This is a genomic window from Bradyrhizobium sp. 482_C4_N1_8, from assembly GCF_052075965.1.
Lineage (GTDB): Bacteria > Pseudomonadota > Alphaproteobacteria > Rhizobiales > Xanthobacteraceae > Bradyrhizobium > Bradyrhizobium barranii.
Map to the genome: position 1 here is coordinate 2940324 of NZ_CP197231.1, position 14867 is coordinate 2955190.

At 62.9% G+C, this 14867-nt stretch carries 11 protein-coding genes and 1 pseudogene; 10 read left to right on the forward strand and 2 right to left on the reverse strand.

The genetic code is table 11. The annotated features are described in order from the left end of the window. Positions 1 to 44 precede the first annotated feature (44 nt). The 9 genes and pseudogenes from AB7Z56_RS13725 (at position 45) to AB7Z56_RS13765 (ending at position 9707) form a co-directional block, all read left to right on the forward strand. Positions 45 to 1329 (forward strand): annotated as a pseudogene (locus AB7Z56_RS13725) (MFS transporter). Positions 1330 to 1455: 126 nt separating this feature from the next. Beyond that, entirely contained in the window at positions 1456 to 2655 is a 1200-nt protein-coding gene (locus tag AB7Z56_RS13730) for a pyridoxal-phosphate-dependent aminotransferase family protein (protein WP_071911947.1), read from the forward strand. Between the two features lie 58 nt (positions 2656 to 2713). After that, the gene (locus AB7Z56_RS13735) at positions 2714 to 3511 is read left to right on the forward strand and encodes an enoyl-CoA hydratase/isomerase family protein (RefSeq protein WP_354142149.1); all 798 of its coding nucleotides are present in this window, start codon (positions 2714 to 2716) and stop codon (positions 3509 to 3511) included. Positions 3512 to 3655: 144 nt separating this feature from the next. Next, a complete protein-coding gene (locus tag AB7Z56_RS13740) occupies positions 3656 to 4630 on the forward strand; it encodes a Bug family tripartite tricarboxylate transporter substrate binding protein (protein WP_441256335.1) in 975 nt (324 codons plus the stop codon). 228 nt (positions 4631 to 4858) lie between these two features. After that, positions 4859 to 5401 (forward strand): tripartite tricarboxylate transporter TctB family protein, encoded by a 543-nt coding sequence (locus AB7Z56_RS13745; protein WP_212454625.1) that lies wholly within the window; start codon positions 4859 to 4861, stop codon positions 5399 to 5401. Between the two features lie 9 nt (positions 5402 to 5410). After that, the gene (locus AB7Z56_RS13750) at positions 5411 to 6925 is read left to right on the forward strand and encodes a tripartite tricarboxylate transporter permease (RefSeq protein WP_259256698.1); all 1515 of its coding nucleotides are present in this window, start codon (positions 5411 to 5413) and stop codon (positions 6923 to 6925) included. Between the two features lie 255 nt (positions 6926 to 7180). Continuing rightward, a complete protein-coding gene (locus AB7Z56_RS13755; RefSeq protein ID WP_354142151.1) occupies positions 7181 to 8122 on the forward strand; it encodes a right-handed parallel beta-helix repeat-containing protein in 942 nt (313 codons plus the stop codon). Between the two features lie 400 nt (positions 8123 to 8522). After that, on the forward strand, positions 8523 to 9374 hold the full coding sequence (locus AB7Z56_RS13760) for a leishmanolysin-related zinc metalloendopeptidase (RefSeq protein WP_441256336.1): 852 nt from the start codon (positions 8523 to 8525) through the stop codon (positions 9372 to 9374). A 60-nt stretch (positions 9375 to 9434) separates the two neighbouring features. Then, positions 9435 to 9707 carry a hypothetical protein gene (locus tag AB7Z56_RS13765; RefSeq protein WP_354142153.1) on the forward strand — a complete coding sequence of 91 codons (273 nt, stop codon included), beginning with the start codon at positions 9435 to 9437 and terminating at the stop codon, positions 9705 to 9707. An 87-nt stretch (positions 9708 to 9794) separates the two neighbouring features. Here the strand turns inward: AB7Z56_RS13765 and AB7Z56_RS13770 are convergent, their stop codons facing one another. Continuing rightward, entirely contained in the window at positions 9795 to 10988 is a 1194-nt protein-coding gene (locus AB7Z56_RS13770; protein ID WP_354142154.1) for a CaiB/BaiF CoA transferase family protein, read from the reverse strand. 130 nt (positions 10989 to 11118) lie between these two features. Beyond that, a complete protein-coding gene (locus tag AB7Z56_RS13775; protein WP_441256337.1) occupies positions 11119 to 11355 on the reverse strand; it encodes a hypothetical protein in 237 nt (78 codons plus the stop codon). Between the two features lie 292 nt (positions 11356 to 11647). Between AB7Z56_RS13775 and AB7Z56_RS13780 the strand changes: the two genes are divergently transcribed. Then, complete coding sequence (locus AB7Z56_RS13780) at positions 11648 to 14758, forward strand: CARDB domain-containing protein (protein WP_441256338.1); 3111 nt, start codon at positions 11648 to 11650, stop codon at positions 14756 to 14758. The last annotated feature ends 109 nt before the right edge of the window (positions 14759 to 14867 follow it).

The following is a 14867-nucleotide window of genomic DNA, read 5'->3' on the forward strand; positions in this document are numbered from 1 at the left end:
GGACACGCAAGGCCAATCATAAAAAACAGTCAGGGAGGGTGGAGATGGGAATTCGGTTCAAGGCCACGCATGTCGTCTTGGCGATGCTCTGCGCGATGTATTTCATCACCTATGTCGACCGGGTGAACATCGGCACCGCCGCGAGCGAGATCCAGAAAGAGCTGGGTCTGTCGAACACCCAGCTTGGCCTCGTCTTCTCCGCCTTCGCCTATCCCTATCTGCTGTTCCAGGTGATCGGCGGCTGGGTCGGCGATCGTTTCGGGCCGCGCAAGACGCTGTTCTGGTGCGGCATGATCTGGGCGGCGGCGACCATCTCGACCGGCTTCGTCAACGGTCTTGCCGCACTGTTCGTCGCGCGCTTCGCGCTCGGCTTCGGCGAAGGCGCGACCTTTCCGACGGCAACGCGCGCGATGCAATACTGGACGCCCGCGAACCGCCGCGGTTTTACGCAGGGACTGACACACTCGTTCGCGCGGCTCGGCAATGCCGTGACGCCACCAGTGGTGGCGCTGCTGATCCTCTGGCTGACCTGGCGCGGCGCGTTCGTCGTGCTCGGTCTCGTCAGCCTGGTCTGGGGCGTCGTCTGGGTCTGGTACTTCCGCAACGAGCCGAAGGAGCACGCCTCCATCACCGAGGCCGAGCTCGCCGCACTGCCGCCGCGCCCGACCGGCGAGCGGCCGCGCGTGCCGTGGGGGCCGTTGCTCGGCCGCATGTGGCCAGTGACGCTGACCTATTTCTGCTACGGCTGGTGCCTGTGGCTCTATCTCAACTGGCTGCCGCTGTTCTTCAAGAACAACTACAATCTCGACATCAAGAACTCGGCGTTGTTCGCCTCCGGCGTGTTCTTCGCCGGCGTGGTCGGCGACAGCGTCGGCGGCGTGCTTTCGGACAAGATCCTCGATCGCACCGGCAACGTCCGCCTGGCGCGGCTGAGCGTCACCGTTGCGGGATTTACGGGCGCGCTGCTCTCGCTGTTTCCGATCCTGTTCGTCCACGACATCACGATCGTCGCGCTGTGCCTGTCGGCCGGCTTCTTCTGCGCCGAGCTGGTGATCGGCCCGATGTGGTCGATCCCGATGGACATCGCCCCGAAATATTCCGGCACCGCCTCGGGACTCATGAATATCCGGCTCTGCCTTCGCCGCCATTGTCTCCCCGCTCGTGGCCGGCTTCGTGATCGACGCGACCGGCAACTGGTACCTGCCGTTCCTGATGTCGATGGGGCTGTTGCTGCTCGGTGGCTTTTCCGCCTTCCTGATGCATCCGGAGCGCCCGTTCATGGGGGCCGAGGGGCGCCTGCCTTCCGGAAAGGTGGTGGCCGCGGAGTAGGGGAAGCGCGGCCAGGGCGAGGCCCGCCGCTTATGCATGGGAGGCGTCTTAAGGAGAGGGGACAAGCCGGTCAAATGGTGCTATTCGGCGCCCATCAAAACCAAGGCTAGACCGGGAAGGACGCCGATGACCGTGCACACTGGAAGGCATTTCTTACAGATTCCAGGACCGACCAACGTGCCCGACCGGGTGCTGCGGGCAATGGACATGCCGACGCTGGACCATCGCGGTCCGGAGTTCGCCGAGCTCGGTTTTGCGGTCCTCGCCTCGATGCAGCGGGTGTTCCGCACCCAGCAGCCCGTGATCATCTTCCCCTCGTCCGGCACCGGTGCCTGGGAAGCGGCGATGGTCAACGTGTTCGCCCCCGGCGACAAGGTTTTGATGTGCGAGACCGGCCAGTTCGCCGTGCTGTGGCGCGGCATCGCCGACAAGTTCAAGCTCGACGTCGACTTCATCCCGAGCGACTGGCGCCATGGCGCCGATCTCGCCGAGATCGAGAAGCGGCTTAGCGCCGACAAGCAGCACACGATCAAGGCGGTCTGCGTCGTCCACAACGAGACTTCGACCGGCTGCGTGACGCCGCCGCTCGAGGTGCGCAAGCTGCTCGACCGCGTCAAGCATCCGGCCCTCCTGATGGTCGACACCATCTCCGGCCTTGGGTCGATGGAATACGAGCACGATGCCTGGGGCATCGACGTCTCGGTCGCCGGCTCCCAGAAGGGCCTGATGCTGCCCCCGGGCCTCGGCTTCAACGCCGTCTCGGAGAAGGCGCTCGCGGTGGCGAAGGCCAACCCCGGCATGCGCTCCTACTGGGACTGGCAGGAGGTCATCTCCTTCAACAAGCTCGGCACCTTCCCCTACACGCCCGCGACCAATCTGCTCTACGGCCTGCGCGAAGCGGTCAAGATGCTGGAAGAGGAGGGGCTGGAGAATGTCTGGACCCGCCACAAGCGCCACAGCGCCGCGACGCGCGCCGCGGTCAAGGTCTGGGGCCTGGAGACGCAGTGCGCCGATCCCGCCGCACACTCGCCGGCGCTGACCGGCGTGCGCGTGCCCGATGGACACGACGCCGACGCCTTCCGCAAGGTGGTGCTGGAAAACTTCGACATGTCGCTCGGCACCGGCCTGAACAAGGTCAAGGGCAAGGTGTTCCGCATCGGCCATATCGGCCATTTCAACGACCTGATGCTGATGGGCACGCTTGCCGGCGTCGAGATGGGCCTGGATCTTGCAAAGATTCCGCACCGGAGCGGCGGCGTTTTGGCGGCCATGGACGTCCTGAAGGGCCGCGATGCGGTGCCGATGGCCAAGGCTCAAGTAGCCTGAAGGCTCAGGTGGCCTAAAGGCTCGGGTGGCCTGAACTAACCCAGAAAGTGAGCGCGCGATGAACGCACCGACGACGACCAACGAAGACCTGCTCTACTCCGTCCAGGACGGCATCGCGCGGATCACCTTCAACCGCCCCCAGGCGCGTAACGCAATGACCTTCGCCATGTATGACCGCATGGCGGAGATCTGCCAGGAGATCAACGCCGATCGCTCGATCAAGGCGCTGATCCTGACCGGCGCCGGCGACAAGGCCTTCGCCTCCGGCACCGACATTTCTCAGTTCCGCGCCTTCAAGACCGCGCAGGACGCGCTCGACTACGAGGCCCGCATCGACCGCGTGCTCGGTACGCTCGAGCAGTGCCGCGTGCCTGTGATCGCGGCGATCGCCGGGGCCTGCACCGGTGGCGGCGCCGGCATCGCGGCCTGCTGCGATCTCCGCATCGGCACCGAGACGACCCGAATGGGCTTTCCGATCGCGCGGACGCTCGGCAACTGCCTGTCGATGTCGAACATCAGCCGCGTTGTCTCGCTGGTTGGTCCCGCGCGCACCAAGGATATGATCTTCAAGGCGCGACTGGTCGAGGCGCAGGAAGCGCTGGCGCTCGGCCTGCTCACCGAGGTCGTGCCCGACGTCGAGACGCTGCAGCGCCGTGCCGACGAGACCGCAAAGCTCGTCGCAAGCCATGCGCCGCTCACGCTGGAAGCGACCAAGGAGGCGGTGCGCCGCATCCGCCGCACGCTGTCGCGCGAAGAGGGTGAGGACCTGATCCTCAAGGCCTATATGAGCGAAGATTTCCGCGAGGGCATGGACGCCTTCCTCAACAAGCGTACACCGAACTGGAAGGGCAAGTAGCCCGCGCTTCGTCAGCCGAAAGTCATATGCGGCGGAATGTCCGCCGGCTTGAACTCGCGATCTTTAGTCCGCACAATGCATCGATAGACTTCCCGGCATCACAAAGCCAATAATAACCAGGGGACGAAACTCGTGCGAATTTCCGTGAAAGCCGTCGGAGCTGCGACGGCCTTGTTGTTGAGCGCGCCGGCTTTTGCCGGCTGGGAGCCGACCAAGCCCGTCGAGATCGTGGTGGCGGCAGGCGCGGGCGGCGCCTCCGACCAGATGGCGCGGATGATGCAGGCCGCCATTCAGAAGAACAATCTGATGAAGCAGCCGATCGTCGTCTCGCTCAAGGGCGGCGCCTCGGGCGCGGAAGCGCTGATGTACATGAAGTCCAGCGAAGGCGACCCGAACAAGGTGCTGATCGCCTATTCGCTGATCTACATGCTGCCGCTGTCCGCGAAGATCCCGTTCAACTGGCGCGAGCTGACGCCGGTCTCGGTGATCGCGCTCGACCAGTTCGTGCTGTGGGACAACAGCGCAGGTCCGAAGACGGTGAAGGAATTCGTCGCGGCCGCGAAGGCGGCGAGTTCGCCGTTCAAGATGGGCGGCACCGGCTCCAAGCGCGAGGATCACGTGCTGACCGTCTTCCTCGAGCAGAAGACCGGCGCGAAATTCTCCTATCTGCCTTACAAGTCCGGCGGCGAGGCTGCGACCCAGCTCGTCGGCAACCACACCGAATCCAACGTCAACAACCCCAGCGAAAATCTCGAAGTCTGGCGTGCCGGCCAGGTGCGCCCGCTCTGCGTGTTCGACAAGGAGCGCATCTCCTACACCAGCAAGGTGACCGACACGCAGTCCTGGGCCGACATCCCGACCTGCAAAGAGGAGGGCGTCGACGTCCAGTATCTGATGCTGCGCGCGATGTTCCTGCCCGGCAAGGTCACGCCGGAGCAGCAGGCGTTCTATGTCGATCTGTTCCACAAGGTGACGCAGACCGCGGAATACAAGGAATACATGGAAAAGCAGGCGCTGAAGCCGATCTTCCTCACCGGCAAGGACATGGTGCAATTCCTCGAGGAGGACGACGCCACCAACAAGTCGCTGATGACGGAAGCCGGATTCGTCGCGAAGTAGCCGTCTCTCTTCTCCCTCTCCCCGTTCTTACGGGGAGAGGGCAGGGGTGAGGGGCTCCCTCCCCGAAGAAAGTGGCAGACGGACTCGCGGAGAGTCCCCCCTCACCCGGTGCTTCGCCGTTGCCGAAGCTTCGCTTCGGCGTTCCAGAAAACGGCCGCGGACGCGGCCTCTGCCTCTCCCCGCAAGCGGGGCGAGGTGACATCACTCCCGGCTTTTGCAAAGCAGCTCATGTCCCAAACCGATCTTGAAATCGTCGTCGACGATCCGACCGCGCCTGAAGACGACTCACCCTCCGTCGTCTCCTCCGGCACGATCGAGATATTCGTCTGCCTGCTGTTGCTCGCGTTGGCCGCAACCCTTGGCTACGACAACTGGCGCACCGGCGCCTCCTGGGATTCGACCGGGCCGGAGCCCGGCTATTTCCCGTTCTATCTCTCCGTCATCCTCGGTGGCGGCAGCCTCTATGGCCTGATTGCGGCCTTCGTGGCGCACCGCGCGGCATCCGAAAGCTTCGTCACGCGTGCGCAAGCGCGCCGTGTGATGGCGGTGTTCGTGCCGACGCTGCTGTTCTGCCTGGTGATGCAGTTCCTCGGCCTCTACGTCGCGAGCTTCCTCCTGATCGCGGGCTTCATGCGGCTCGTCGGCAAGATCGCGCTGTGGAAGTCGCTGCTCACTGCCTTCCTGTTCACGGCGATCATGTTCGTCACCTTCGACATCGCCTTCGACGTCATCATGCCGAAAGGGCCGCTCGAAGCGGCCTTCGGCCACTAGGCGCTCACGATGGAAGCTTTCGGTCTCTTGCTTCATGGCTTCGCCGTCCTGCTGACGTGGAAGACGCTCGTGCTGATGATGGTCGGGCTGGTGCTCGGCATCTTCGTCGGCGTGCTGCCCGGGCTCGGCGGCCCCAACGGCGTTGCGATCCTGCTGCCGCTCACCTTCACGATGGATCCGACCTCGGCGATCGTGATGCTGTCCTGCATCTACTGGGGCGCGCTGTTCGGCGGCGCCATCACCTCGATCCTGTTCAACATCCCCGGCGAGGCATGGTCGGTCGCGACCACGTTCGACGGCTATCCGATGGCGCAGCAGGGCAGGGCGGCGGAGGCGCTGACCGCGGCGTTCACGTCCTCCTTCATCGGCTCGCTGGTCGCGGTGCTGCTGATCACCTTCCTCGCGCCGATGATCTCGTCCTTTGCGTTGAAGTTCGGCCCGCCCGAGTTCTTCGCGGTTTATCTGCTGACCTTCTGCTCCTTCGTCGGATTGGGGCGCGAGGCCAAGCACAAGACGGTCATCTCGATGTCGCTCGGCCTTCTGCTCGCCGGCGTCGGCATGGACACGGTGTCGGGTAATCTGCGCATGACCTTCGGCTCGTCAGAGCTCCTGCGCGGCATCAACTTCCTCGTTGCCGTCATCGGCCTGTTCGGCATCAGCGAGATCCTGCTGACGATGGAGGAGCGGCTGGCGCTGCGCGGACACGCCGCGAGCATCTCGCTCCGCGTCGTGCTCAGCGTCTGGAAGGACCTGCCGAAATACTGGGTGACGCTGCTGCGTTCCTCCTTCATCGGCTGCTGGCTCGGCATCACCCCGGGCGGCGCGATCGCTGCCTCCTTCATGGGTTACAACCTCGCAAAACGCTTCGCCAAGGATCCCGAGAGCTTTGGCAAGGGCCGCATCGAGGGCGTGTTCGCACCGGAGACGGCGGCGCATGCCTCCGGCACCTCGGCGCTTCTGCCGATGCTGGCGCTCGGCATTCCCGGTTCCGGCACGGCCGCGATCCTGCTCGGCGGGTTGATGGTGTGGGGACTCAATCCGGGTCCGCTGCTGTTCGTGGAGCACAAGGACTTCGTCTGGGGCCTGATCGCCTCGATGTATCTCGGCAATGTCGTCGGCCTCGTGCTGGTGCTGACGACGGTACCGATCTTCGCCTCGATCCTGCGGGTGCCGTTCGCCGCGGTGGCGCCGATGATCGTGGTGTCCTGCGCGATCGGCGCCTATGCGATCCAGAACGCGATGTTCGACATCTGGCTGATGCTGGGCTTCGGCGTCGTCGGCTACGTTTTCAAGAAGATCGGCATCCCGCTCGCGCCGTTCACCCTGGCGCTCGTGCTCGGCAACCGCGCCGAGGATGCCTTCCGCCTGTCGATGATCGGGTCCGGCGGCAACCTCAAGGTGTTCTGGTCGAACGGCCTCGTCGGCTCGATTACAACCTTGGCGATAGTGCTGTTGTTTTGGCCTGTGATCGACCGCTTGCTGCGCTGCGTCGGATGGCCGCGGCAGACGAAGCCTGCCGCTTGAGCCAAGCGGATTGGAAACGCCATTAGGATAGGTGTCGCGTAAGTCCGATAAAGTTCAAAGCTCGTGTCGCTGGGTGCAGTTTCTCCCCCGAATCAATCGCGATGTTGGGAATAGTGCATTCCATGACTATTGCCGCTCGCGAGGGTGTGATATGGCCAACAATTGCAGGTTGTTGTTCTCTGTTACATCGGAATTGATCTTCGGCTCATGACGCCGAACGATCTATTGCAATCATTTTTTTAATTGGAGACGGAAATGAAGAGGTTATGTGGGCTGCCTTTTGTAATCGCCGGGGCAATCATTGCACTTTCGCTGCTGACGAGTCCCGCCAGCGCTCAAGCCAGCCGCACTTGGGTGTCGGGTGTTGGCGACGACGTCAATCCGTGCAGCCGTACGGCGCCCTGCAAGACCTTCGCTGGCGCGATTTCGAAGACAGCGGTGAACGGTGAGATCAATTGCCTTGATCCTGGCGGCTTCGGCGCCGTGACCATCACGAAGTCGATCACCATTGACTGCCACGAGGTGTATGGTTCGATTCTCAACGCCTTAACGAACGGCATCAACGTCGCATTCGATTCTTTCGCGGGAACCGACGTCCGCAAGACGGTGAACCTCCGCAACCTTAGCCTGCAGGGATTCGACACCGGCCTTACCGGGATTCGTATCTTTGGTGCGGGGGCCGGGAGCTTCGTCAACATCGAGGACTGCCTGATCAACGGCAATTTCGGCTCGCCCGGTACAGGCATTGCCGATCAGCGGACCAATGGAACGCTGAACGTCGTGAACACCACGGTTCGGGATATGGGAGGCAGCGGCTTTACGATTGCAAGCGCGGCTGCGGGCTTGATCAAGGCGACGCTCAGCAACGTCAAGGTGATCAACGCGGCCAGCGGTATCGGCGTGGGTGCCGGCGCCGCCGTTCACCTCAGCAATTCGGTCGTATCAAGCAACTCGGTTGCCGGCATTGCCATCTCGGGCGGCGGCATCAACATTGACGCCACGACGATTTCCTTCAACACGATCGGCATCAAGCAAGTCGGCGGATCGGTCAACCTGTCCAACAACGACCTTTCGTTCAACAGCACCGGCGTGTCCGGCACGGTCAACTCGCACTCGAACAATCGCTTCACGAGCAACGGTGGCGGCGGAACGATCACGCCAATCGGCAGCACGACCAATCCGACAGGATTGCAGTAAGAACAAGAATCGCATCGACTCAACGATGACGTGAAATGCAAAAGCCCCGGCTCGCCGGGGCTTTTGGTGTTTGCAACGTTTTCCGTCCCGGCGCGTTGGGGGTCGTCGCGTTGAGCCGGCCCGACCAGGACCTGAGCGAAGCTGCCGCCGTTCAAATCGGGAGAGCGAAGCTGGCGAAAATTTACCGAGCGCATCCCTGATCTGGCACTCGGTATCTGCGGTGGTCCTCGTGATCGCGGTGACGATGAATCGAAAGCCCGGCGGTGACGCCGGGCTTTCGTTATTTCATCGTGAAACGGTCAGAGCCTGTGACGCTTCCCGCGCTTGTCAGCGACGCTCATCAGCATCAGGATACAAGCGTAGATAGAACTTCATTGATCTGTTCTTTTTGGAGGACATCATGGCAGTTGAGCATTATCGAGCCCGGAAGGGCGAGGAGATTCCACACGCGGCCGCCGCTGCAGCTCCCGGAGGCTACACGATCGAAGTTCGGTTCCTGGGCGGGCTGACGCCCAAGCAGAAGGCCGCCTTCAAGCTTGCTGCGAACCGCTGGACACACGCGATCGTCGGCGATCTGCCTGATGTCACGGTCGGTGGCGAGAGGATCAATAACCTGCGTATCACGGCGCAGGGCACCGACATTGACGGTCCCGGGAGGATTCTTGGTCAGGCAGGACCGAACCGCCTGCGCCCGCAGAATGCGGGAGCTGCTGCGTTCCTGCCGGCGACCGGCGACATGCAATTCGATACGGCCGACCTCGCGGCGATGGAGGCGGACGGCACCCTGAACGACGTCATCACGCACGAGATGGGGCACGTGGTCGGCATCGGGACGATCTGGATGAACAAGAAATTGTTGAAGAGGACCCACGCGAACAATCCGACATTCAACGGCGCCAACGCCATGCGCGAATACGGCAAGCTCCGTGGTTCCGCAGGGTCGCTGCCCGTTCCCGTCGAAAACACGGGCGGTGAGGGGACGGTGGACTCGCATTGGCGCGACACCGTGTTCGGCGCAGAACTGATGACCGGCTTCGTCAACGTGGGCGGTAATCCGATGAGCCGTGTGACGATCGCCAGCTTGCAGGATCTCGGCTATCAGGTGAACATGGACGCTGCCCAGCCGTATCAGCTGCCTGATCATCTCCATATGGCTGAGGCGGGGCTCGTTGCCGCGCATGCCGAAAAGGCAAGAGGCATCGTGCTCCCGCGGATTCCGATCACGTTGCCCGAGGAGAGCCTTGGCCCCTAAGGCTAACTCTTTGCCAAGCAGGGCTCCTCGGCAATTCAGGGATACAGGATCATGGAGGGCATGAAGCGACCGGAAGCGATCGTGCTTCCAGATTCGTCACTGATCCCGTCGGACTGCCTGATCTCGCCGCCGCCCAACCAGTTCACCCACGAGGTGGCGAGATCGCAGCCCTTCTATGCCTCGCAGGGCGCGCCGAGCGACCCACCGACCGGACAGTTCGAGACGGGAGCCAAGGTCGTGCTGCTCTACCATGACGGCGGCGAGCTTTGTCGTGTCGTCGATGCCGCCGGCCGCTATGTCGGCACGCGCTTCGACGGTTTGCGCAAGATCTAGATGGTTGCGTAGGCCGTCAATGCGCGGCCGATGGTGATCACCGGCGATCCGGATCAGAAAGGCCCGCTGTCGAGACGCGGCCGTTCTTCACACCACCTTGGCGTTCCGGAGCGTCGCGATCTCGTCTGCACTGAGGCCGAACTCCTTCAAGATATCGTCGGTCTGCTCGCCGAATTCCGGCGGCCGCGCCACCATCTTGCTCGGCGTGCGCGACAGCGTGACGGGTTGGCCGACCAGGCGGATGTGGCGGTCCTCGTCGTTCGGCACGTCCTGCGCGATGCCGAGATGTTTGACCTGCGCGTCGTCGAACATCTGGTCGATGGCGTAGATCGGTCCGCAGGGCACGCCGGCGTCGTTGAACTCGCGGACCCAGGTCTCGGTCGACTTCGTGACCGTGCGCTTTTCGATCTCGGCGTTCAGCGCGTCGCGGTTCTTGGAGCGGGCCGGCGCGGTCGCATAATCGGGATGGCTGTAGAGCTCAGGGGCGCCGATCGCCTGCGCGCAACGCTCCCAGATCCGCCCGCCGGTCGTGGCGATGTTGATGTAGCCGTCCGAGGTCTTGAACACGCCGGTCGGGATGCTGGTCGGATGGTTGTTGCCGGCCTGCTTGGCGACTTCCTTCTCCATCAGCCAGCGCGCGGCCTGGAAGTCGAGCATGAAGATCTGGGCCTGGAGCAGCGAGGTCTGCACCCACTGTCCCTTGCCCGAGACCTCGCGCTCGAGCAGCGCGGTGAGGATGCCCATGGCGCAGAACAGGCCGGCCGTGAGGTCGGCGACGGGAATGCCGACCCGCATCGGCCCTTCGCCCGGCGCGCCGGTGATCGACATCAGCCCGCCCATGCCCTGCGCGATCTGATCGAAGCCGGGGCGCTTGTGGTAGGGCCCGTCCTGGCCGAAGCCGGAGATGCTGCCATAGACGATCCACGGATTGATCTCGCGCAGGCTCTCATAGTCGATGCCGAGCTTCTTCTTCACGTCGGGACGGAAGTTCTCGACCACGACATCGGCCTTGGCGGCGAGGCGCTTGAACACGGCGAGCCCGCGCTCGTCCTTCAGGTTCAGCGTCATCGCCCGCTTGTTGCGATGCAAATTCTGGAAGTCGGAACCCCGCCGTGGGCCGCCCGGCTGCTCGCCGCCGGAATCCTCGGTCAGCGCGTCGATCTTGACGACATTGGCGCCCCAGTCCGCAAGCTGCCGCACGCAGGTGGGCCCGGACCGGACACGGGTCAGATCGAGCACGGTGAAGCGCGACAGGGCTTCCGAGGCATGCGGAAAGGGCATCGTGAAAGGCTCCGGGTCAGATTGCGGAGCCACCATAGTGCCGAAACATCATGCGGCAAGTCTGCGCCGGCGCGGATGCCGCCTGTCAAAATGCAGTGCTTGGTGCGGTTTGCTGCGCTGCATGAAGGGATCAGCGCGACAGGCGCTTCAGCTCGTCGCGTGCCTGCTCGGCGAGCGGGTCATCGCCGTGGCGCGCAATGAAGAGCTCGAACGCTTCCCGGGTTCCCTTCTGACGCGCGGTCTCGTATTCCCGGGTGACCGTCGCTGCGGGGTCGCGGGCCATAGGCATGAAGGGGGCGCGTCCCGCCTTACCGCTTTCATTGCCCTTGTCCTTGCCGCCGTCGTCTGCATTGGCTTTCCCGACCATGGCGGGCTGTTCTCCGATGGGCAGACGATCCGGCCCGGCGAACACCGCCAGGACCCCGATGAGACCGACTGAAAATGGGCTTGGTTTCATGATTTCCTTTACAGATCAGACCCGCAGGCGGGACCTGAATCCTTGCCCTTGGCCCGTGCCGCTACTTGATTTGATGGCTAATACGGCCTTATGAAAGGGGGGCCGGAGGCCGCTGCCGAATTTTAACCAAACGTATAACTCTCAAGCTAGAATCACGCGCCTTCGTCCGCGAATCGCGTGATCCGTTGCTCCGGAGAGACCATTGGCTAATTCTGTCACCGTTGGTGCCACCAACAACGCCGATATTGACGGCTTGCTGTCGGGCTACAAGTGGACCGGCGCGATCACCTACAGCTTTCCCGACTCGGCCAGCGACTACTCCAATCCTTATTACGGCGGCAACAGTGAGCCGACATCGTCTGGCTTCGCCGCGGCGCCAAGCGCGATGCAGGCGGCGATCAACTACGCGATCGGACTGATCCTCGGCTACACCAACGCCAGCATCCAGTACGTGGGGACCGACGGCGCGGACATCATGATCGCGCAGTCGTCGAAGCCCCCAACCTCCTACGCCTACTACCCCGGCGACTATGCGGCCGGCGGCGACGTCTGGTTCGGGACCCAATACAATTACTCGCTGGCCAAGCTCGGCAACTACGAGTTCACGACCGCGATGCACGAACTGGGCCACGCTCTCGGTCTCAAGCACAGCCAGGAGACCGGTGGTCCCGCCAATGTCGCGGTGCCGAGTGCGCATGACGACAGCGAATATACCATCATGAGCTATCGCAGCTATGTCGGCGCCTCGACGACCGCCGGCTACAGCAACGAGGCTTACGGATATCCGCAGACCTATATGGCCAACGATATCCTCGCGCTCCAGACGATGTACGGCGCGAACTACGCGACCCAGGGCGGGAACACCGTCTACTCCTGGAATCCCACCACGGGTCAGGAGTTCATCAACGGTGTCGGGCAACTCGCGCCGGGCGGCGGCACCGGCAACTCGGCCAACCGCATCTACGAGACGATCTGGGACGGCGGCGGCATCGATACCTACGATTTGTCCAACTATACGTCGAATCTGAGCATCAATCTCAATCCCGGCGCGACGTCGCTGTTCTCAACCGTGCAGCGGGCCAATCTCGGCGACAACCAAAAACTCGGCTACGACCACTACGCCTCAGGCAACGTCTACAACGCCTATCTCTACAACAACGACGCGCGCTCCTACATCGACAACGCCACCGGCGGCTCCGGCAACGATACGATCATCGGCAACGCCATCGCCAACGTGCTGAACGGCGGCGGCGGCAACGATACGATCACTGGCGGCGGCGGCAACGACACCATTATTGGCGGCGCCGGCACCGATACGACGGTGTATTCGGGCAACAGGGCGAATTACGCGATAGCCTACAGTGCGGTCACGCAGACCCTTACCGTGGTTGATCAGCGCTCCGGTTCTCCCGACGGTACCGACACGGTGACCGGCGTCGAATCGTTCCAGTTCGCCGATGGCGTGGTGGCAAGCTCGGTCCTGATGGGGCCTCCTAAGCCCGACCTGTCCGAATTCGTAACTGTCAGCCAGAGCTCCGTACCGGCCGGAGGTAATGCGACGGTCGATGCCTACAACATGAATCTCGGTGACGCAGTGGCGGGGCCGTCCATCGCGGGCATCTATCTCTCCACCGACGTGACAATCACCACATCGGATACGCTGCTTGCGACGGTGTCGACCTCGATGACCCTCGCGACGGTAAGTCAGCCCGGCTATTACGACCATCAGACGATCCTGGTCACGCTCCCCGGCAATCTGGCGCCTGGCACCTACTACATCGGTGGTATCGGCGACTACAACAACCAGCTCAGCGAGCGCGACGAGACCAACAACACCTACAATGCGGTCCAGATTACCGTGACGGCGCCGGGCCATCCTGATCTGATCGAATATCTGGTCGCGGCCAAGACCACCGTTGCCGCCGGCAGCGGCCTGACCATCGACGCCTACAACATGAACATCGGTAACGCGGTGGCCGGCCCGACGACGGCTGCAATCTATCTTTCGACCGACGCGACGATCACGACGTCGGACACGCTGCTCACGACGCTGACGACATCGTCGACGTTGGCCACCGTCAGTCTGCCCGGTTACTACGATCTTCATACCGTCACCCTGACGCTGCCCGGCAATTTGGCGCCTGGCACCTATTACGTCGGCGGCATTTCCGACTACAACAATCAGCTGACCGAGAGCAACGAGACCAACAACACCTACAACGCGCTGCAGGTCACGGTGACTGCGCCGGCGCAGCCCGATTTGATCGAATATCTGGTCGCGGCCAAGACGACCGTCGCCGCCGGTAGCGGCCTGACGATCGATGCCTACAACATGAACATCGGTAACGCCGTGGCCGGCCCGACGACGGCTGCAATCTATCTTTCGACCGACGCGACGATCACGACGTCGGATACGCTGCTCACGACGCTGACGACAGGCTCGACGCTGGCCACCGTCAGTCTGCCCGGCTATTACGATCTTCATACGGTCACCTTGACGCTGCCCGGCAATTTGGCGCCTGGCACCTATTACGTCGGCGGCATTTCCGACTACAACAATCAGCTGACCGAGAGCAACGAGACCAACAACACCTACAACGCGCTGCAGGTCACGGTGACTGCGCCGGCGCAGCCCGATTTGATCGAATATCTGGTCGCGGCCAAGACGACCGTCGCCGCCGGTAGCGGCCTGACGATCGATGCCTACAACATGAACATCGGTAACGCGGTGGCCGGCCCGACGACGGCTGCAATCTATCTTTCGACCGACGCGACGATCACGACGTCGGACACGCTGCTCACGACGCTGACGACAGCGTCGACGCTTGCCACCGTCAGCCAGCCCGGCTATTACGATCTTCATACGGTCACCTTGACGCTGCCCGGCAATTTCGCGCCTGGCACCTATTACGTCGGCGGCATTTCCGACTACAACAATCAGCTGACCGAGAGCAACGAGACCAACAACACCTACAACGCGCTGCAGATTACCGTGTCTGCCGCGGGCAGCTCGGCGACATCGCAACCGCCAATCGCTTCGCCGTCGCCGGCGCAGACAGCGACGAGTGGAGACGCTGGCGCGGTCGGCGCTCTGCTTGTCGGGCATACGCACGTTCAAGACAATTTCGCGCTATCGCAGGCGGATAACGCGCAAGGCGGCCTCCACTGGGCGGATCATTCCCAACTCGCGCAGCTGGTTTCAGAGTTGGCGGCCAGGACCCAGCAACTGACGGACATGACGGACGCTCATTTCGTGTTCGACAACGTGTCCGAGATGGCGCAGCACCATATCGGCGATTTTCACCTGATCTGATCGATACGCGGTCTAACTGCAGCTCTGGATTCTCCGGCGTCCGTACACTAATCTGGCGACCCAGACGGGTGAACGGGTGAGATGAAGGCCCTTGATCGGGGGCTTCGCC